The organism is Mycobacterium sp. 1465703.0 (assembly GCF_001672975.1).
Lineage (GTDB): Bacteria > Actinomycetota > Actinomycetes > Mycobacteriales > Mycobacteriaceae > Mycobacterium.
In genome coordinates this window covers 33262-52637 of sequence record NZ_LZKU01000053.1, presented here as the reverse complement: position 1 = coordinate 52637, position 19376 = coordinate 33262, and the positions used below count along the sequence as shown (strand labels likewise).

The window sequence follows — 19376 nt, the reverse complement described above, 5'->3', positions numbered from 1 at the left end:
GATGCAGGTAACCCGGTGCAGTCTCGGCACACAGGAGGGAATGTGTTGATCTTGTTGCCCGCGGTCGACGTGGTCGACGGCCGTGCCGTGCGTTTGGTGCAGGGCAAGGCGGGCAGTGAAACCGAATACGGCTCAGCGCTGGACGCCGCGCTGGGCTGGCAACGCGACGGCGCCCAATGGGTCCACCTGGTCGACCTGGACGCGGCGTTCGGGCGCGGTTCGAACCGCGAACTGCTGGCCGAGGTGGTCGGCAAGCTCGACGTGCAGGTGGAGCTGTCCGGCGGGATCCGCGACGACGATTCGCTGGCCGCCGCCCTGGCCACCGGCTGCGCCCGGGTGAACCTGGGCACGGCGGCCCTGGAGAACCCGCAGTGGTGCGCCCGGGCGATCGGTGAGCACGGCGACAAGGTCGCCGTGGGCCTGGACGTCCAAATCGTCGACGGTGCGCACCGGCTGCGGGGGCGGGGCTGGGAAACCGATGGCGGCGACCTGTGGGAAGTGCTGGAACGCCTTGACGGGCAAGGATGTTCGCGGTTCGTGGTCACCGACGTGACCAAGGACGGCACACTGGGCGGTCCTAACCTCGACTTGCTGTCGGCCGTCGCCGACCGCACCGACGCCCCGGTGATCGCTTCCGGCGGGGTATCCAGCCTCGACGATCTGCGCGCCATCGCCACCCTCACCGACCGCGGGGTCGAAGGCGCCATCGTCGGCAAGGCCCTCTACGCCCGGCGATTCACTCTGCCGCAGGCGCTGGCCGCGGTGGCGGAGTAGAACCGCATGGATGTGGACACGCTGGTGGCGCAGGCGTCGGCGATCCTCGACGACGCGACCGAGCCTTTTCTTGCCGGTCACCGCGCCGATTCCGCGGTCCGCAAGAAAGGCAACGACTTCGCCACCGACGTCGACCTCGCAATCGAGCGTCAGGTGGTTGCCGCGCTCGTCGAGTCCACCGGGATCGGGGTACACGGCGAGGAATTCGGCGGTTCGGCCGTCGACTCGGCCTGGGTATGGGTATTGGATCCCGTCGACGGCACCTTCAACTACGCGGCCGGATCACCGATGGCCGGGATCTTGCTCGGCCTGCTGCACCACGGCGACCCGGTGGCCGGACTGACCTGGTTGCCCTTCTTCGGGCAGCGCTACACCGCCGTGGCGGGCGGCCCGTTGCGCAAAAACGGGGTGCCGCAGCCACCGCTGGCCTCCATCGACCTGGCCGACACCCTGGTAGGGGCCGGATCGTTCAGCGCGGACGCGCGGGGCCGGTTCCCCGGGCGCTACCGAATCGCGGTGCTGGAAAACCTCAGCAGGGTTTCGTCGCGGTTGCGCATGCACGGCTCCACCGGCCTCGACCTCGCCTTTGTTGCCGACGGAATACTCGGCGCGGCAATAAGTTTCGGTGGCCATGTGTGGGACCACGCGGCCGGGGTCGCGCTGGTGCGAGCCGCCGGCGGTGTGGTCACCGACTTGGCCGGTGAGCCATGGACTCCCTCGTCGGATTCCGCGCTGGCTGCCGGTCCTGCCGCGCACGCCGAGATCCTCGAACTCCTGCGCAACACAGGCCGCCCGGAGGACTACTGAAATGCCTTCCCATCGCAACGGTCTGGCGGTACGGGTGATCCCGTGCCTGGACGTCGACGGCGGCCGGGTGGTCAAGGGGGTCAACTTCGAAAACCTGCGCGACGCAGGCGATCCGGTGGAACTGGCGGCCGCCTATGACGCCGAAGGCGCCGACGAGCTCACCTTTCTCGACGTGACCGCGTCGTCATCGGGACGGGCCACCATGCTCGAGGTGGTGCGGCGCACCGCCGAGCAGGTCTTCATCCCGCTGACCGTCGGCGGCGGGGTGCGCACCGTGGCCGACGTCGACGTATTGCTGCGTGCCGGGGCCGACAAGGTCTCCATCAACACCGCGGCGATCGCCCGGCCCGAGCTGCTGGCCGAGATGGCGCGGCAGTTCGGTTCCCAGTGCATCGTGCTGTCCGTCGATGCCCGCACGGTGCCCGCGGGTTCCGTGCCGACACCATCGGGCTGGGAGGTCACCACCCATGGCGGCCGCCGCGGCACCGGGCTCGATGCGGTCGAGTGGGCTTCGCGCGGAGCCGATTTGGGTGTGGGCGAGATCCTGCTGAACTCGATGGACGCCGACGGCACCAAAGCCGGATTCGACCTGGAGATGCTGCAAGCGGTGCGCTCGGCGGTCACGGTGCCGGTCATCGCGAGCGGCGGCGCCGGGGCGGCCGAACACTTCGCGCCCGCGATCGCCGCCGGGGCCGACGCGGTGCTGGCGGCCAGCGTGTTCCACTTCCGCGAGCTGACCATCGGTCAGGTGAAGGCCGCCATGGCCAAGGCGGGAATCGCGGTAAGGATGGCGCGATGACGCTTGACCCGCAGATCGCCGCGCGGCTGAAGCGTAATGCCGACGGCCTGTTCGCCGCCGTCGTGCAGGAGCGGGGCAGCGGCGACGTGCTGATGGTCGCCTGGATGGACGACGCGGCGCTGGCCCGCACCCTGGAAACCCGTGAGGCGACGTACTATTCGCGGTCTCGTGGCCAGCAGTGGATCAAGGGAGCGACGTCCGGTCACACCCAGTACGTCCACTCGGTGCGACTGGACTGCGACGGCGACACCGTGCTGCTGACCGTCGATCAGGTCGGTGGCGCCTGCCATACCGGCGACCACAGCTGCTTCGACGCCGACGTGTTGCTGCAACCGGAGCGCTGACCCGCCCAGCACAGCGGTGCGTGAACCCGCGCCAGCGTGTCTACGCTCACTTCCACAGGCGCGGCCCCCTCGCTTCGACAAGAATGGCGGGCGATGTCGAAATGGCTGTCCTGGAACGTCGTCGTGCCGGTGCTTTCCGTCGTCGTGCTGGCGTTCATCTGGGGCGAACGGCTGGGACCGGTGCTGGTCGGGGTGGCGGCGCTGTTCCTGGTCGGTGCGGTGGTCGCCGCAGTGCACCACGCGGAGGTGGTTGCACACCGGGTAGGTGAGCCGTTCGGGTCGTTGGTGCTCGCGGCCGCGGTGACCGTCATCGAGGTGGCCCTGATCGTCGAGCTGATGGCTTCCGGGGGCAACGAGACGGCGACGCTGGCCAGGGACACGGCGTTCGCCGCGCTGATGATCACCACCAACGGAACCGCCGGATTGTCGCTGCTGCTCGGTTCCCGGCGCTATGGCGTAACCCTGTTCAACGCCGAGGGCAGCGGCGCCGCGCTGGCCACGCTGACCACGCTGGCGACGCTGAGCCTGGTGCTGCCCGCGTTCACCACGACGACCGTGGGCAAGGAGTTCTCACCCGGGCAGCTCGCCTTCGCCGCGGTGGCCTCGCTGCTGCTCTATCTGGTGTTCGTGTTCACCCAGACGGTGCGGCATCGCGACTTCTTCCTGCCGATCGCGCAGAAGGGCCAAAAAAGCCTGTTCACCGACGAGAGCCACGCGGAGCCGCCGACCACCCGCGCGGCGCTGACCAGCCTCGGGCTGATGCTTGGCGCCCTGGTGGCAGTAGTGGGCCTGGCCGAGGAGGAGTCCCCGGCCGTCGAGAAGGCGGTGACCGTCGCCGGCTTCCCGCAGTCGTTCGTGGGGGTGATCATCGCGGCGCTGGTGCTGCTGCCCGAGACGGTCGCGGCGGTGCGTGCCGCGCGGCAAGGACGCATCCAGATCAGCCTGAACCTGGCCTACGGCTCGGCGATGGCCAGCATCGGGCTCACCATCCCCGCGATCGCGCTGGCCTCGATCTGGCTCGAGGGGCCGCTGGTGCTCGGCCTTGGCGCCATCCAGCTGGTGTTACTCGCGCTGACCGTCGTAATCAGCGTGCTGACGGTGGTGCCCGGGCGGGCCACCCGCCTGCAGGGCGAGGTGCATCTGGTGATCCTGGCCGCCTACGTGTTCCTCGCCGTCAGCCCCTGACCGTCAGGCCCGGGCGCGCAGCGTGGCCAGCGCCTTGTCGGCGTGGCTGTCCATGTTGAATTCGCTGGAGATCACCTCGAGCACCGTGCGATCTGTGTCGATGACGAACGTCGTCCGTTTGACCGGCATCAGCTTGCCGAGCAGGCCGCGCTTGACGCCGAACTGGGTGGCCACCGTGCCGTCGCTGTCCGACAGCAACGGGTAGTCGAACTTCTGCGTGTCGGCGAACTTGGCCTGCTTGGGCACGGCGTCGGTGCTGATCCCCACCCGGTTGGCCCCGACCGCGGTGAATTCGGAGGCCAGGTCGCGGAAATGACATGCTTCCTTGGTGCAGCCGGGCGTCATCGCGGCGGGGTAGAAGAACAACACGACGGGCCCGCTGGAAAGCAGGTCGCTGAGCTTGCGGGGCGCCCCGGTCTGATCGGGCAATTCGAAGTCCGCGACGGTGTCACCAGGTTTCATGGCGGACACGCTACGCCGCCGTCGGCGTCGGGTTGGGCCGAAGCCCAGCAACGCGTCTGGGAGGATGGATCAGTGCACGCCCACCTCGCCGCGACGACCTCACGAGAGGATTTCCGCCGGCTGGCAGCCGAACACCGGGTGGTTCCGGTGACCCGCAAGGTGCTGGCCGACAGTGAGACGCCGCTGTCGGCGTACCGCAAACTCGCCGCCAATCGCCCGGGCACTTTCCTGCTGGAGTCGGCCGAGCACGGCCGCTCCTGGTCGCGGTGGTCGTTCATCGGCGCCGGCGCACCGTCGGCATTGACGGTGCGTGATGACCAAGCCGTCTGGCTGGGCGTGGTGCCCCAAGACGCACCGACCGGGGGTGACCCGCTGCAGGCGCTGCGGGACACGCTCGAGTTGCTGGCCACCGCGCCGCTCGAAGGGCTGCCGCCGCTGTCGGGCGGCATGGTCGGTTTCTTCGCTTACGACATGGTGCGGCGCCTGGAGCGGCTGCCGGCACTGGCCGTTGATGACTTGGGCCTGCCGGACATGCTGTTGCTGCTGGCCACCGACGTGGCGGCGGTCGACCACCATGAGGGCACCATCACGCTGATCGCCAACGCGGTGAACTGGAACGGGACCGATGAGCGGGTGGACGAGGCCTACGACGACGCGGTCGCCCGCCTGGACGTGATGACCGCGGCGCTGGGCCAGCCGTTGTTGTCCACCGTCGCGACGTTCGCAAGGCCTGAGCCGCGCTACCGCGCGCAGCGCAGCGTCGAGGAATACGGGAAGATCGTCGACTACCTGGTCGACCAGATCGCTGCCGGTGAAGCGTTTCAGGTGGTGCCATCGCAGCGCTTCGAAATCGATACCGAGGTCGACCCCATCGACGTGTACCGGATATTGCGGGTCACCAACCCCAGCCCCTACATGTATCTGATGCACGTGCCGAATGGCACTGGCGGAACTGACTTTTCGATCGTCGGGTCCAGCCCGGAAGCGTTGGTCACCGTCGCCGACGGCACCGCGAGCACCCACCCGATCGCCGGAACCCGGTGGCGCGGGGAGACCGACGAAGAGGATCAACTGCTGGAAAAGGAGCTGCTGGCCGACGAGAAAGAACGGGCCGAGCACCTGATGCTGGTCGACCTGGGCCGCAACGATCTGGGCCGGGTCTGCGCGCCGGGCACCGTTCGTGTCGAGGACTACAGCCACATCGAGCGCTATAGCCATGTCATGCATCTGGTGTCGACGGTGCACGGCACTCTCGGCGAGGGTCGCACCGCGTTGGATGCGGTGACGGCCTGTTTCCCGGCCGGCACGCTGTCCGGCGCGCCGAAGGTGCGGGCCATGGAGCTCATCGAAGAGGTGGAGAAGACGCGCCGCGGACTCTACGGCGGTGTGGTGGGCTACCTGGACTTCGCCGGCAACGCCGACTTCGCGATCGCCATCCGCACCGCCCTGATGCGCGACGGCACCGCCTACGTGCAATCCGGTGGCGGGGTAGTGGCGGACTCCAACGGGCCCTACGAGTACACCGAGGCGACCAATAAGGCCCGTGCGGTGCTCAGCGCGATCTCGGCCGCCGAGACGCTGACCGAACCGGCGGGCGATGACTGAGGCCCGCGCGGGCGCCCGCCGGCTCAACAGCCGGTGGATGATCCGGATTGCCCAGGCGATGCTGGCGATTGCCGCGGGCGCCTTATGGGCGGCCTCGCGTCTGCCCTGGGTCGTCATCCGGTCATTTGATGGGCTGGGACCGCCCAAACAGGTGACGTTGGCCGGTACGGCGTGGTCGACGGCGCTGCTGCCGTTGGCATTGCTGCTGCTGGCCGCAGCCGTCGCCGCCATCGCGGTGCGTGGCTGGCTGCTGCGCGCGCTGGCCGGACTGTTGGCGGTGGTCAGCCTGGCGGTCGGCTACCTCGGCATCAGCCTGTGGGTGCTGCCCGACGTGGCGGTCCGCGGCGCTGAACTGGCCCACATCTCGGTGATGTCGCTGGTCGGAAGCGATCGGCGGTACTGGGGTGCGGGCGTCACGGTGGCCGCAGCCGCGTGCGCGCTCGTCGCCGCGGTCTTGCTGATGCGATCGGCCTCGGATGCGGGGTCGGCCCGTTCGAGCGCAATGAAGTACGGGACACCGGCGAGTCGTCGGTCGATTGCGCTACGCAAAGAGCCCGATGGCGCGATGCTGGAGCAGCCGGAGACGCCGGAAATGTCGGAGCGGATGATCTGGGACGCGCTTGACGAGGGACGCGACCCAACCGATCGGGCACGTGAGTCTGACACCGAGGGTCGGTGACGGACCGCAAGCCGTGGGCCGCTACCCTTCATTGACGTCGTCGTAATCGGCCGGGACAACGCAGTGGCCGTGGGCTGACAGCGGACGACAGGGCGAAGGGAAACGACAGGCATGAGTCCGGCAACCGTGCTTGACTCCATCCTCGAGGGAGTCCGGGCCGACGTTGCCGCGCGCGAAGCGCTCATCAGCCTGTCCGAGATCAAAGCCGCCGCAGCAGCCGCGCCACCGCCACGCGATGTGATGGCCGCGCTGCGCGAACCCGGAATCGGCGTCATCGCCGAAGTCAAGCGTGCCAGCCCGTCTGCGGGTTCCCTGGCGACCATTGCCGATCCGGCCAAACTGGCCCGGGCCTACGAAGACGGTGGCGCCCGCATCATCAGCGTGCTGACCGAGGAGCGGCGTTTTCACGGCTCGCTCGACGACCTCGACGCGGTTCGCGCGGCGGTCTCGATACCGATTCTGCGCAAAGACTTTGTCGTGCAGCCCTACCAAATCCATGAAGCGCGTGCGCACGGCGCCGACATGCTGCTGCTCATCGTTGCCGCGCTGGAGCAGTCGGCGTTGGTGTCGATGCTGGACCGCACCGAATCGCTGGGCATGACGGCGCTCGTCGAGGTGCACACCGAAGAAGAAGCCGATCGGGCACTCAAGGCCGGGGCCAAGGTGATCGGTGTGAACGCGCGGGATCTGGCGACGCTCGAGGTGGACCGGGATTGCTTCGCGCGCATCGCTCCGGGGCTGCCCAGCAACGTCATCAGGATCGCCGAATCCGGAGTGCGCGGTACCGGAGATCTGCTCGCGTATGCCGGTGCGGGCGCCGACGCCGTCCTGGTCGGCGAAGGTCTGGTCAAAAGTGGCGACCCGCGCGCCGCGGTTGCCGACTTGGTCACCGCGGGCACCCATCCTTCCTGTCCGAAACCGGCTCGTTAGTCACTACCTCACTGAAGAGCCCCGGCGCTGAAACCCCTGAACCCATGAGCCATCCCCACGTAGAGCCCTGGTGATGGTGGACCTGTCCCACCCGAACCCGCCGCTCCCGAGCGCCGCCATCGCCGAACCCACCCGTCACGAACCTGATGCCGGTGGCCATTTCGGCGTGTACGGCGGCCGCTACGTCGCCGAAGCGTTGATGGCCGTGGTCGAAGAGGTCACCGCCGCGTACGAAAAGGAACGTGTCAACCAGGACTTCCTGGACACGCTTGATTACCTGCAGGCGAACTACGCCGGCCGGCCGTCGCCTCTGTATGAGGCTTCCCGGCTGTCCGAACAGGCCGGCGTGCGAATCTTTCTCAAGCGAGAAGACCTGAACCACACCGGTTCTCACAAGATCAACAACGTGCTCGGTCAGGCGTTGCTGGCCCAGCGGATGGGCAAGAAGCGGGTGATCGCCGAGACCGGGGCCGGCCAGCACGGCGTGGCGACCGCCACCGCGTGTGCGTTGCTCGGCCTGGAGTGCGTGGTCTACATGGGCGCCGTGGACACCGAGCGCCAGGCGCTCAACGTGGCCCGGATGCGCTTGCTGGGGGCAACGGTCGTCTCGGTCGAAAGCGGTTCCAGAACGCTCAAAGATGCCATTAACGAGGCATTCCGGGATTGGGTCACCAACGCCGACACGACTTACTACTGTTTCGGCACCGCGGCGGGCCCGCATCCCTTTCCCGCCATGGTGCGCGATTTTCAGCGCATCATCGGCCTAGAGGCGCGCGCTCAGATCCAGGCCCAGGCGGGCCGGTTGCCCGATGCGGTGGTGGCCTGCATCGGTGGCGGATCCAACGCCATCGGCATCTTCCATCCGTTCATCGACGATCCGGCGGTGCGGCTGATCGGATTCGAGGCAGCCGGCGATGGCGTCGAAACCGGAAGACACGCTGCGACTTTCACCGGCGGTTCACCCGGAGCGTTTCAGGGATCGTTCTCATATCTGCTTCAGGACGAAGACGGGCAGACCATCGAATCCCATTCCATTTCAGCGGGTCTCGATTATCCCGGCGTGGGTCCGGAGCATGCGTATCTGCGCGAGACCGAACGTGCCGAGTACCGTCCGATCACCGACGCGGAGGCGATGGATGCGTTCCGTATCTTGTGTCGCACCGAAGGGATCATCCCGGCCATCGAATCCGCGCACGCCGTAGCCGGTGCGCTGAAATTGGGCCCGGAACTGGGCCGGGGAGCCATCGTCGTGGTGAACCTGTCCGGGCGCGGTGACAAGGACGTCGAGACGGCCGCTAAGTGGTTCGGGCTGCTGGGGTCCAGCGACCGATGACGGTCAAGCAGAGCGAAGCAAGCAGGCTCACGGCGATCTTCGATGGCTGCCGCAACGACAATCGCGCGGCGCTGATCGGCTATCTGCCCACCGGTTACCCGGACGTCCCGACGTCCGTGAACGGAATGATCGCACTGGTCGAATCGGGTTGCGACATCATCGAAGTCGGCATTCCCTACTCCGACCCCGGCATGGACGGCCCCACCATCGCGAAGGCGACCGAGGCCGCACTGCACGGGGGCGTGCGCGTCCGCGACACCCTCGCCGCGGTCGAGGCGATCAGCGCGGCCGGTGGACACGCGGTGGTGATGACCTACTGGAACCCCGTGTTGCGCTACGGGGTTGACGCGTTCGCCCGCGATCTGGCATCGGCCGGCGGTTACGGCATGATCACCCCCGATCTGATCCCTGACGAGGCCGCGCAATGGCTGGCGGCGTCGGAGGCGCATGGGTTGGACCGGATATTTCTGGTGGCGCCGTCCTCGACGCCGCAGCGGTTGGCGCTGACGGTCGAGGCGTCTCGCGGGTTCGTCTATGCGGCGTCGACGATGGGCGTGACGGGTGCGCGTGACGTGGTATCCAACGCCGCGCCCGAACTGGTGAGCAGGGTCAAAGAGGTATCCGACATACCCGTCGGTGTCGGGCTGGGGGTGCGGTCGCGAGAGCAAGCCGCTCAGATCGGCAGCTACGCCGACGGTGTCATTGTCGGGTCCGCGCTGGTGTCGGCACTGGGGGACGGGGGGTTGACCGCATTGCGTGCACTGACTGAGGAACTCGCCGCCGGTGTTCGTCAAAGGGCGGTTGCCTCGTGACGACGTTGCTGGCTTCTTTCCCGAGCCCACCGCAGGGCGTGTGGCACCTTGGGCCGGTGCCCATCCGGGCTTACGCGCTGTTCATCATCGCCGGCATCGTGGCCGCGCTGCTGATCGGTGACCGGCGCTGGGCGGCGCGTGGCGGTGAGCGCGGAGTGATCTATGACATCGCGCTGTGGACCGTGCCGTTCGGATTGATCGGTGGCCGGCTGTATCACCTGGCCACTGACTGGCGCACGTATTGGGGTCCCGGTGGCGCGGGACTCGGGGCGGCCGTGCGGATCTGGGATGGCGGCCTGGGCATTTGGGGCGCGGTCGCGCTCGGTGGCGTCGGCGCATGGATCGGCTGCCGTCGGCACGGGATTCCCCTTCCGGCCTTCGCCGACGCACTGGCTCCGGGAATCATTCTGGCGCAAGCGATCGGCCGCCTCGGTAATTACTTCAACCAAGAGCTCTACGGCCGTGAAACGACGCTGCCGTGGGGCCTGGAGGTCTTTTACCGCCGCGATCCCTCCGGATACATCGATCCGCACTCGCTGGACGGCGTCTCGACGGGCCAGATCGCATTCGTTGTGCAGCCGACGTTCCTCTACGAATTGCTCTGGAATGTCCTGATTTTCGTCGCTTTGATCTACGCGGACCGCCGCTTCACACTAGGCCACGGCCGACTGTTCGCGCTTTATGTGGCTGGCTATTGCGTTGGGCGATTCTGCGTCGAGTTGTTGCGCGACGACACCGCCACCCACATCGCCGGCATCCGGATCAATTCGTTCACATCGACTTTCGTGTTCATTGGGGCCGTGGTGTATCTGATGGCGGCGCCCAAGGGCCGCGAAGATCCCGAAACCCTGCGCGGCAAGCAGTACCTCGAGGAGGAAGCGGCCGAAGCGGAGTCGGAGCATGAACCCGCGGCGGTGGCGGGCGCTGCGGGAGTGGCGGGCGCTGCGGGAGTAGGTGTCGGTGCCGGTGACGCACCCGCAGAGTCTGCGAAGCCGGCGGAAGCTGACGGAATCACCGCAGCCGAGCCGGAAACGGAAGAACCGGCAGCGGACTCAGCGGAGGCGATCGCCGGGGCGCAGGCCGGCGAGAAGACCGACGAACCCGAGGCTGAAGAGTCTGAAGCTGCGGCCGTAGAGACCGAAGAGGCTGAAGAGCGCGAAGCCGAACTGCCCGAGGCTGAAGAGCCCGAGGCTGCCGCCGAGGAAGCTGCGGAGCCGGAAGCTGCGGCCGAGGAGGCTGAAGAGCCCGAAGCTGCGGCCGAAGAAGCCGAAGAAGCCGAAGAACCCGAAGCCGAAGAACCCGAGGCTGCCGCCGAAGAGGCTGAAGAACCCGAAGCTGCGGTCGAAGAGGCTGAAGAGCGCGAAGCCGAAGAGCCCGAAGCTGCGGCCGAGGAAGCCGAAGAGCGCGAAGCCGAAGAGCCCGAAGCTGTTTCTGAGAAAGCTGCAGAGCCCGAAGCCGAGGAGCCGGAAGAGCCCGAAGCTGCGGCCGAAGAGCCCGAAGAACCCGAAGCCGAAGAGCCCGAAGCTGCGGCCGAGGAAGCTGAAGAGCCCGAAACCGAGGAACCGGAAGCTGTATCGGCCGAAGGCGATGAGCCGCAAACCGAAGCTGCAGCCACAGAGCCGGAAGCCGAACCCGAAAAACCGGAAAGTCAACCCGCCGCTGAGGATTCAGCAGACGAGCCCGTCGAAGACAAGCCCGACGCCGGTGCCGATACGACCGACGATGAACCGGCCACTGAGACCGCATCCGAGGAACCCGCCACGCCAGAAGCCGTCGATACCACCCCCGCTCAGCCGGAAGCCAAGCGGCGATGGGGCTCGCGACTGAGGAACCGGCTGTCTCGCCGCTGACCGCCTGATCTCACCGGGCGACGGCCTGGATCTGGCATGCTGAAAAGCGTGACCAACGCAAGGTCAGCCGCGAGATGATGCAACCTCATCCGCCCGCACATCATCCCGGACAGCCCCAGCCAGACAGTCTGCGGCGTCATCGGCGCTACCTCGCGGCCGGTACCGGCGTCGTACTGGGCGGTGCGCTCGGCTACGTCGCGCTGACCGACCCGCACCGTCCGAGCTCGATTTACCCGCTGTGTCCGTTCAAGTTGCTGACCGGTTGGAATTGCCCGTTTTGCGGTGGACTGCGGATGACGTATGACCTGTTGCACGGTGACCTGGTGGCCGGTATCCACGACAACGTCTTTCTGCTGGCAGGAATCCCGCTGCTGGTCGCGTGGGTGCTGGTGCGCCGGGCGCGGGGCAAGGTATCGCTGCCACGACCGGCGTGGCTGACGGTCATCGTCATCGCCACGATCGCGTGGACGGTGCTGCGTAACCTGCCCGCCTTCCCGTTGTTTCCCACCGTTCTTGGTGGCTGAAAGCACACTGCGCGGCGTCCGCTATCTGCGGGCCGTGCGGGTGACACACGACTATGCTGGGTCGGCGTGAGTAGACGCGGGAAGATCGTCTGCACCCTTGGCCCTGCGACCAATTCGGATGAATCGATTCTGGCGCTGGTCGAGGCCGGAATGGACGTCGCCCGGTTGAACTTCAGCCATGGCGACTACTCCGATCACAAAGCCGCCTACGAGCGGGTTCGGTCGGCTTCCGATGGCACCGGCCGCGCCGTCGGTGTGCTCGCCGACTTGCAGGGTCCCAAGATCCGGCTGGGGCGCTTCGCCACCGGCCCCACCTACTGGGCGGACGGCGAAACGGTGCGGATCACCGTCGCCGACTGCGAAGGCGACCACGACCGGGTATCCACCACCTACAAGAAGCTCGCCGAGGACGCCGCCGTCGGTGACCGAATTCTGGTCGACGACGGCAAGGTCGGGTTGGTGATCGACGCCATCGAGGGCGACGACGTGGTCTGCACCGTCGTCGAGGGCGGTCCGGTAAGCAACAACAAGGGCATCTCGCTGCCCGGCATGAACGTCTCCGCACCGGCCTTGTCGGAGAAGGACATCGAGGATCTCAACTTCGCACTGGATCTCGGCGTCGACCTGGTTGCACTTTCTTTCGTGCGTTCCCCATCCGACGTCGAGTTGGTGCACGAGGTGATGGACCGGGTCGGCCGGCGGGTACCGGTGATCGCGAAGCTGGAGAAGCCGGAAGCCGTCGACAATCTGGAAGCCATTGTGCTGGCCTTCGACGCCATCATGGTGGCCCGCGGCGACCTGGGCGTCGAACTGCCCTTGGAAGAGGTTCCGCTGGTGCAGAAGCGGGCCATCCAGATGGCCCGGGAGAACGCGAAACCCGTCATTGTGGCCACCCAGATGCTCGATTCGATGATCGAGAGCTCACGCCCGACTCGCGCCGAGGCCTCCGACGTCGCCAACGCCGTCCTCGACGGCGCCGACGCGGTGATGCTGTCCGGGGAAACCTCGGTGGGCAAGTATCCGCTGGCGGCCGTCCGGACCATGTCACGCATCATCTGCGCGGTCGAGGACAATTCCACCGCGGCACCGCCGTTGACCCATGTGCCACGCACCAAGCGCGGGGTGATCTCGTATGCGGCCCGCGACATCGGCGAGCGGCTCGATGCCAAGGCGCTGGTCGCCTTCACCCAGTCCGGCGACACGGTCAAGCGACTCGCGCGCCTGCACACCCCGCTGCCGCTGCTGGCCTTCACTGCGTGGCCCGAGGTCCGCAGTCAGCTGGCCATGACCTGGGGCACCGAAACGTTCATCGTCCCGATGATGACCTCTACCGACGGCATGATCCGTCAGGTCGACAAGTCGCTACTGGAACTCGGCCGCTACCGACGTGGCGACCTGGTGGTCATCGTCGCCGGCGCGCCACCTGGCACAGTAGGGTCAACCAACCTCATCCATGTGCACCGGATCGGGGAGGACGACGTCTAGCCAGAGGAGAGCGTGTGCCGGCCGGCAATGAGCCGAATGCGGTAGCTGAAGCCGCGACACAGACCCATCCGGATTTCGCGGAGCTGCTGGCGACACTCGACCTCACTCGTGTCGACGATGACCTGTTCATCGGCTCGCATCCCAGCAAGAACCCGATGCGAACATTCGGTGGTCAGCTCATGTCGCAGTCATTCGTCGCCGGAAGCCGCAGCCTGGTGCGTGACGACCTGCCGCCGAGCGCCCTGTCGGTGCACTTCATCAACGGTGGAGACACCGCTAAGGACATCGAATTCCGGGTCACCAGGCTGCGTGACGAACGCCGCTTCGCTAATCGGCGCGTGGACGCGGTGCAAGACGGCACGCTGCTGTGCTCGGCGATGATCTCCTACATGTCCGGCGGCCGCGGCCTGGAACACGGCATCGAGCCGCCGCAGGTGGCCGAGCCGCACACACAGCCCACCATCGGGGAACTGCTGCGTGGGTACGAAGAGACCGTCCCGCACTTCGTCAACGCCCTGCAGCCCATCGAATGGCGTTATACCAACGACCCGGCCTGGGTGATGCGCACCAAAGGCGACCGGCTTCCGCACAATCGGGTCTGGGTGAAAGCCCTGGGCACGATTCCCGAAGACCCGATATTGCACACGGCAACAATGGTGTATTCCTCGGACACCACGGTGTTGGACTCGGTTATCACCACGCACGGCCTTTCCTGGGGATTCGACCGGATATTCGCCGCCTCGGCCAATCATTCGATTTGGTTTCACCGCCAGGTCAACTTCAACGACTGGGTGCTGTACTCCACATCGTCGCCGGTAGCAGCCGATTCGCGGGGGCTGGGCACCGGGTATTTCTTCGATCGGTCGGGGCAACCACTGGCCACCGTGGTGCAAGAGGGCGTGCTCAAATATTTCCCCTCTTCAGGCCGGTAAAGCGTTACACAATAGCTGCCGTATATCTGCCTGAATTCGCTTCGATGCGGCCCTGATCGGCGTAGCTTTGACCTAGTCGGGTAATCGGTGCAGAGGCGGTGAACGAGCCGTCCAGCTGAAGTCAGCGCATCGGAGGTGAATGTGAACGGGCCAGTGGTGGACGTCACAGCGAAATCCCGCGCGCGCGAACGCGTTGTCGTGTCCGTCGATTCACTGGCAGTCCGCCTGATCGGCGCGTTGGCGCTGTTTGCCGCCGCGTGCTGGTTCATCGAGATCCTCGCTCGTCACCACCGCTATTCCGACTACACCGATCGGTTGGCGTGGTCACTGACGGTGTTGGTGGCGGTGGCCTGGATGGCCCGCGGCATCTTCCTGGGCCGCCCGGTGACGACGATGCACGCCATCGTCGCCGCGATGTTCGTTCTGGGCGGCCTGGGCCTGCATGTGTTGTCTTTCGATCTGCTCGGTGATGTGGTCATCGCCGGTTCGGGCCTGGTGCTGATGTGGCCGACAACCTCGCATCCGCAGCCCGGCGACCTGCCGCGGATGTGGCAACTGATCAACGCGACCAGCGGTGACGCGCTGGCGCCGTTCACCATGCAGACCGGCAAGAGCTACCACTTCACCGCCGACGGCAGCGCCGGGCTGGCGTACCGAACCCGGATGGGAATAGCGGTGGTCAGCGGGGATCCGGTCGGTGATGAGGCGCACTTCCCCGAACTAGTCGCCGATTTCGCCGCCACCTGCCATGCCCACGGATGGCGCATCGCCGTAGTCGGGTGCGGCGAGCGGCGGCTCGATCTGTGGAACGACTCGGCGATACTGGGACAAACGTTGCGGCCCATACCGATTGGCCGCGATGTGGTCGTCGACGTGTCCAGCTTCGACATGGTGGGCCGCAAATTCCGCAATCTGCGTCAAGCGGTCAAGCGCACCCACAATTGCGGCATCACAACCGAAATCGTGGCGGAGCAGGAACTCGACGGCAAGCTGCTGGCCGAGCTGACCGAGGTGGTGCGGGAGTCATCGAAGGGCGCCCACGCCGATCGCGGATTCCACATGAACCTCGACGGCGTGCTGGAAGGCCGATTCCCCGGCATACAGCTGATCATCGCCCGCGACGCGACGGGCAAGGTGCAGGCATTTCACCGCTACGGCACGGCCGGCGGCGGCAGCGACATCACTCTCGACGTCCCGTGGCGCCGGCGCGGTGCCCCCAACGGGCTCGACGAGCGGCTCAGCGTCGACATGATCATGGCCGGCAAAGAGGCTGGGGCACAGCGGGTGTCGCTCGCGTTCGCGGCTTTCCCCGAGATATTCGATGACAAGAACCGGGGCTGGACACAGCGCATCTTCTACGGGTTGACCCACGTGCTCGACCCGCTGATCGCCCTCGAGTCGTTGTACCGGTACGTGCGCAAGTGGCACGCCCTTGACGCTCGGCGCTATGCGCTGATCTCCATGACTCAGATCGTCCCGCTACTGTTCGTGCTGCTGTCGCTGGAGTTCATGCCGCGCCGGCGACACCTCTGAGTGCGCCGCCGGTGCGCGGTTCTCGTCGATTCTCAGTTCCTGACAGTCAATGCCCTCAGGCAGGTGATGAGTGGCCAGCACCACCGTCCGGTGTGGGGACAGCAACCGCGAATCCGGAGCCAAGAGATCGCGGAGGATCTGTTCGGCGTCGGTGACATCGAGGTGCTCGGTGGGCTCGTCGAGCAGCACGATCCGCGCGGGGGAGATCATTGCCCGGGCCAGCAGCAATCTTCTGCGCTGACCGGCCGAAAGGGCTTGTGCGCCACCGGTGAGGACCGTGCACAGACCGTCAGGCAAACCGGCGAGCCACGCTCCGAGGCCGAGCGCGTCCAGTGCCGCGCTCAGTTCGTCGTCTGGGCAGTCTCCGCGGGCGACCAGCAAGTTGTCGCGGATGGTGGTGGCAAAGATGTGCGCGTCTTCGGCGAAAAACCCGACAGCACTGTGCAAATCGGCTTCGTCGAAATCGGTCAACGAGGTACCGTCCAGTGACACCTGCCCGTCCAGCGGAGGCAGCAGGCCGGCCAGCGTCATCAGCAGGGTCGTCTTACCGGCACCGCTGGCGCCGGTTACCGCCAATCGACTACCTGGCGGCAAATCCACCGCGATGCGGGTTGAGCCTGTCCCGCCGTCGTGGCCGCAGCGCACGTCGGCGGACAAGCCGGGGGTGCCCACCGGTCCGGGCGCGCTGCCGGTTGGGTTTTCCGCCCCGGGCGGGGTCAGTTCGAGCAACCGGCGCGCGGCGAGCCGCGACCGCGTCAACTGGACGGCGGCGGCCGGTAACGGGGTCATTGCCTCGAACGCCGACAGCGGCAACAGCATGAGCACGGCCAGCGTGGTGGGTGCGACCGCGTGCGCCAACCCGATCCCGGACACCACCGCACCCAACACGCTGGCCCCGATCGCCGCGGTGGGCATCGCCTCGGAAATCGCCGCCGGTGTGGCGGCGGCGTCCAACGCCTCGCCCCAGGCGCGTTGACGGCGTTGCGATTCGGCGATGACATCGGGCAGCAGGCCCGCAACCCGAAGCTCGGGGGCGTGTTCCAGAGCGATCATGGCCGACGTGTCGCGCTCTGAATGATGCTGTCGCGCAAGGTCTTCCTGGTTTGCGGCGGCACGGCCGGCAAGGCGAGGCGCCACGAAGCCGGAGATCAGCAGGCAAATGGCCAGCACCACGGCCGCCGAGGGCGAAATGGCGGCGACGACCGCGGTCGCCGATACCGCCAGCACCACGGCGACCCCGATCGGCACCAGGGCGCGCACCAGAACGTTGGCCAATTCGTCCACGTCGGCACCCACCCGGGCCACCAGTTCACCGCTGTGCAGCCGGACCGCGGCCGCTGCCGGTCCGCGCGCCAACCGTCGGTAGATCTGCACCCGCGCGGTGCCCGCCGCGCGCAAGGCCGTGTCGTGAGTGGCCAGTCGCTCGCAGTAGTGCAGCACGGCACGCGAGATCGCGAACAACCGGACCGCGACCGCCGCGACCGACAGGTCCAGCACCGGGGGCATCTGCCACGCGCGAGTGATCAGCCATGCCGAGACACCGGCGAGTGCCAGCGCGCTGCCCAGCGAGAGCACCCCCAACGCAATCGCCGCCAACACCCGAGGTAACCGCGGGCGCAGCAGGTCGGCCACGGCCGCCCAGGGGCCACTTTGGCCGCGACGCGTCACGGGATCAGGCCGGCGCATAACGCACCCCCCGATCGGCGACCACTTCGATGATCTGGTCGCCGATGCCCAGCACCGTCGCACGGTGGCCGACCACGACCACGGTCGCACCGGCCCGGGCTCGTTCGACGATGGCCCGCAGCACGCGTTCCTCGGTGGATGCGTCCAGGTGCGCGGTCGGCTCATCGAGCAACAGCACTCCGGCCGTCGAACCGAGCGCTCGAGCGAGACCCAACCGTTGGCGTTGCCCCAGCGACAACCCGACACCACCGCGCCCCAGCATGGTGTTGCCCGCATCGGGCAGTTCGGCCAGCACCGCATCGAAACCTGATTCTGCACAGGCTTTTTCGATGGAGTCGAGCTTGCCGAGCAGCATCAGGTTGTCGTCGACGGTGCCGGGCACCAGCACCGGGCGTTGCGGCAGCCAGGACAGCTGCGCCCACCACCCGGTCGGCTCCAGGTCGGCGACATCGACTCCGTTCACCACGACCCGGCCCGAGGAGGGCACGCTGATACCGGTGATCGCCTGTAATGTGGTGCTCTTGCCGGCGCCGTTTCGTCCGGTCAGCACCGTCACCGAACCGGGTTCGATGAGCGCGTTCAGATCACATGGTGACTGGCCGTCGCGGCCGTCCACGGTCAGATGTTCGAGGCGAATTCGCGCGCCGCGGGCGGTCACTGTCCGCATGCGGGCCCGCGGTGCGGTGGGCTCACCGATCAGGGCGAACGCAGCGTCGGCGGCGGTGCGGCCGTCTTGTGCCGCATGGAATTCCACCCCGATGCGGCGTAGCGGCCAGTACACGTCCGGTGCCAGCAACAGGACGGTCAGACCCGTCGTCAGGGTCATCTCGCCGAAAACCAGGCGCAGGCCGATTCCGACGGCGATCAATGCCACCCCGAGGGTGGCCAACAGTTCCAGCACCAGTGCCGACAAGAATGCGATCCGCAGCGTCGCCATGGCCGAGCGGCGATGCGCGGCAGCGAGTTCGGCGATCCGGTGTTCCGGGCCGACGCTGCGTCCCAGTGCCCGCAGTGTCGGGATGCCGGCGATCAGGTCCAGCAACCGGGCCTGCAGTGTCGTCATCGCGGCCAGTGCCGCCGCTGACCGGTCAGCGGTTGCCAGGCCGATCAGCACCATGAAGATCGGTATCAGCGGCAGCGTGATCGCCACGACCACCGCCGATTTCAGGTCGTAGGCCGCGATCACAGCCACGGTGGCCGGGGTCAAAACAGCGGCCAGTAGCAACGTCGGCAGGTAGCCGGTGAAATAGGGACGTAAACCGTCCAGGCCGCGGGTCACCACGACGGCGGCGGCGTCGCGTTGGGCGGCGAGCTCAGCGGGTTGTCTGGCCGTCACCGCCGCGAGCACCTGGCCGGACAGATCGCCGATGACCTCGCTGGCGCCGCGTTGCCCCAACCGGGCCTGAAGCCAATGCGTCACCGCGCGGACTACCCAGAGCACCAACAGGATTGACAGTGGACACAGCCAGCCGCGCAGGCTCCGGGCGGACGGCTCACCGACCACGCGGGCGACGATGCCTGCCAGCACGATGGCCGAGCCGATCGCGCAGCCGGAGATCACGACGCCGCAGCCCACAACGGCGACCAGATAGCGGCGCAACGCCGTCGATGCTCGCCATAGCCTCGGGTCCAGCGG

Annotated in this window: 17 protein-coding genes and 1 pseudogene; 15 read left to right on the top strand and 3 right to left on the bottom strand. The window is 67.2% G+C overall.

Annotated elements, in window-relative coordinates:
* The first annotated feature begins 42 nt into the window (after positions 1 to 42).
* The 5 genes from priA to A5625_RS04895 all read left to right on the top strand — a co-directional run bounded on the left by priA (position 43) and on the right by A5625_RS04895 (position 3909).
* The gene (priA, locus tag A5625_RS04915; RefSeq protein ID WP_066989582.1) at positions 43 to 774 is read left to right on the top strand and encodes a bifunctional 1-(5-phosphoribosyl)-5-((5-phosphoribosylamino)methylideneamino)imidazole-4-carboxamide isomerase/phosphoribosylanthranilate isomerase PriA; all 732 of its coding nucleotides are present in this window, start codon (positions 43 to 45) and stop codon (positions 772 to 774) included.
* Positions 775 to 780: 6 nt separating this feature from the next.
* Positions 781 to 1581, top strand: coding sequence for an inositol monophosphatase family protein (locus A5625_RS04910; protein ID WP_066989580.1), 801 nt, complete (start codon positions 781 to 783; stop codon positions 1579 to 1581).
* A gap of 1 nt (position 1582) precedes the next feature.
* Complete coding sequence (gene hisF / locus A5625_RS04905; RefSeq protein WP_066989578.1) at positions 1583 to 2380, top strand: imidazole glycerol phosphate synthase subunit HisF; 798 nt, start codon at positions 1583 to 1585, stop codon at positions 2378 to 2380.
* Positions 2377 to 2724: a phosphoribosyl-AMP cyclohydrolase gene (gene hisI, locus A5625_RS04900; protein WP_066989576.1), complete on the top strand. Its 348-nt coding sequence runs from the start codon at positions 2377 to 2379 to the stop codon at positions 2722 to 2724. Before hisF ends, hisI begins: the two co-directional genes overlap by 4 nt.
* Before the next feature lie 93 nt (positions 2725 to 2817).
* Positions 2818 to 3909, top strand: a complete 1092-nt coding sequence (locus A5625_RS04895) for a calcium:proton antiporter (RefSeq protein ID WP_066989574.1) — start codon at positions 2818 to 2820, stop codon at positions 3907 to 3909.
* A gap of 3 nt (positions 3910 to 3912) precedes the next feature.
* On the opposite strand, the gene A5625_RS04890 is transcribed toward A5625_RS04895, so the two are convergent.
* A complete protein-coding gene (locus A5625_RS04890; RefSeq protein WP_066989572.1) occupies positions 3913 to 4371 on the bottom strand; it encodes a peroxiredoxin in 459 nt (152 codons plus the stop codon).
* Positions 4372 to 4443: 72 nt separating this feature from the next.
* On the opposite strand from A5625_RS04890, the gene A5625_RS04885 reads away from it, so the two are divergent.
* The 10 genes from A5625_RS04885 to A5625_RS30695 all read left to right on the top strand — a co-directional run bounded on the left by A5625_RS04885 (position 4444) and on the right by A5625_RS30695 (position 16054).
* The gene (locus tag A5625_RS04885; protein WP_066989570.1) at positions 4444 to 5976 is read left to right on the top strand and encodes an anthranilate synthase component I; all 1533 of its coding nucleotides are present in this window, start codon (positions 4444 to 4446) and stop codon (positions 5974 to 5976) included.
* Between the two features lie 37 nt (positions 5977 to 6013).
* Positions 6014 to 6655, top strand: coding sequence for a TIGR02234 family membrane protein (locus A5625_RS04880; protein WP_066989612.1), 642 nt, complete (start codon positions 6014 to 6016; stop codon positions 6653 to 6655).
* Between the two features lie 111 nt (positions 6656 to 6766).
* Complete coding sequence (gene trpC, locus A5625_RS04875) at positions 6767 to 7585, top strand: indole-3-glycerol phosphate synthase TrpC (RefSeq protein ID WP_066989568.1); 819 nt, start codon at positions 6767 to 6769, stop codon at positions 7583 to 7585.
* A 73-nt stretch (positions 7586 to 7658) separates the two neighbouring features.
* Positions 7659 to 8918: a tryptophan synthase subunit beta gene (trpB, locus tag A5625_RS04870; protein WP_066989566.1), complete on the top strand. Its 1260-nt coding sequence runs from the start codon at positions 7659 to 7661 to the stop codon at positions 8916 to 8918.
* Positions 8915 to 9730, top strand: coding sequence for a tryptophan synthase subunit alpha (trpA, locus tag A5625_RS04865; protein WP_066989564.1), 816 nt, complete (start codon positions 8915 to 8917; stop codon positions 9728 to 9730). Before trpB ends, trpA begins: the two co-directional genes overlap by 4 nt.
* Positions 9727 to 11580, top strand: a complete 1854-nt coding sequence (locus A5625_RS04860) for a prolipoprotein diacylglyceryl transferase (protein WP_066989562.1) — start codon at positions 9727 to 9729, stop codon at positions 11578 to 11580. Before trpA ends, A5625_RS04860 begins: the two co-directional genes overlap by 4 nt.
* Before the next feature lie 77 nt (positions 11581 to 11657).
* Positions 11658 to 12104: a DUF2752 domain-containing protein gene (locus tag A5625_RS04855; protein ID WP_066989611.1), complete on the top strand. Its 447-nt coding sequence runs from the start codon at positions 11658 to 11660 to the stop codon at positions 12102 to 12104.
* Between the two features lie 66 nt (positions 12105 to 12170).
* A complete protein-coding gene (gene pyk, locus A5625_RS04850; protein ID WP_066989560.1) occupies positions 12171 to 13589 on the top strand; it encodes a pyruvate kinase in 1419 nt (472 codons plus the stop codon).
* Between the two features lie 14 nt (positions 13590 to 13603).
* Positions 13604 to 14521 (top strand): acyl-CoA thioesterase II, encoded by a 918-nt coding sequence (locus tag A5625_RS04845; protein ID WP_066989558.1) that lies wholly within the window; start codon positions 13604 to 13606, stop codon positions 14519 to 14521.
* Positions 14522 to 14662: 141 nt separating this feature from the next.
* Positions 14663 to 16054, top strand: coding sequence for a bifunctional lysylphosphatidylglycerol flippase/synthetase MprF (locus A5625_RS30695; protein WP_066989609.1), 1392 nt, complete (start codon positions 14663 to 14665; stop codon positions 16052 to 16054).
* Here the strand turns inward: A5625_RS30695 and cydC are convergent.
* Both cydC and cydD read right to left on the bottom strand, forming a co-directional pair.
* Positions 15988 to 17740: pseudogene (gene cydC / locus A5625_RS04835) on the bottom strand (thiol reductant ABC exporter subunit CydC). The gene A5625_RS30695 and the pseudogene cydC overlap by 67 nt on opposite strands.
* On the bottom strand, positions 17727 to 19340 hold the full coding sequence (gene cydD / locus A5625_RS04830; RefSeq protein ID WP_066989554.1) for a thiol reductant ABC exporter subunit CydD: 1614 nt from the start codon (positions 19338 to 19340) through the stop codon (positions 17727 to 17729). The pseudogene cydC and the gene cydD overlap by 14 nt, the downstream one beginning before the upstream one ends.
* Positions 19341 to 19376: the final 36 nt, after the last annotated feature.

Excerpts from the sequence above, each read along its gene's own strand:
- A5625_RS04910 (WP_066989580.1), top strand. The coding sequence starts at position 781 with ATGGATGTGGACACGCTGGTGGCGCAGGCGTCGGCGATCCTCGACGAC.
- hisF (WP_066989578.1), top strand. The coding sequence starts at position 1,583 with ATGCCTTCCCATCGCAACGGTCTGGCGGTACGGGTGATCCCGTGCCTG.
- hisI (WP_066989576.1), top strand. The coding sequence starts at position 2,377 with ATGACGCTTGACCCGCAGATCGCCGCGCGGCTGAAGCGTAATGCCGAC.
- A5625_RS04895 (WP_066989574.1), top strand. The coding sequence starts at position 2,818 with ATGTCGAAATGGCTGTCCTGGAACGTCGTCGTGCCGGTGCTTTCCGTC.
- A5625_RS04890 (WP_066989572.1), bottom strand. The coding sequence starts at position 4,371 with ATGAAACCTGGTGACACCGTCGCGGACTTCGAATTGCCCGATCAGACC.
- A5625_RS04880 (WP_066989612.1), top strand. The coding sequence starts at position 6,014 with ATGATCCGGATTGCCCAGGCGATGCTGGCGATTGCCGCGGGCGCCTTA.
- trpC (WP_066989568.1), top strand. The coding sequence starts at position 6,767 with ATGAGTCCGGCAACCGTGCTTGACTCCATCCTCGAGGGAGTCCGGGCC.
- trpB (WP_066989566.1), top strand. The coding sequence starts at position 7,659 with ATGGTGGACCTGTCCCACCCGAACCCGCCGCTCCCGAGCGCCGCCATC.
- trpA (WP_066989564.1), top strand. The coding sequence starts at position 8,915 with ATGACGGTCAAGCAGAGCGAAGCAAGCAGGCTCACGGCGATCTTCGAT.
- A5625_RS04855 (WP_066989611.1), top strand. The coding sequence starts at position 11,658 with ATGCAACCTCATCCGCCCGCACATCATCCCGGACAGCCCCAGCCAGAC.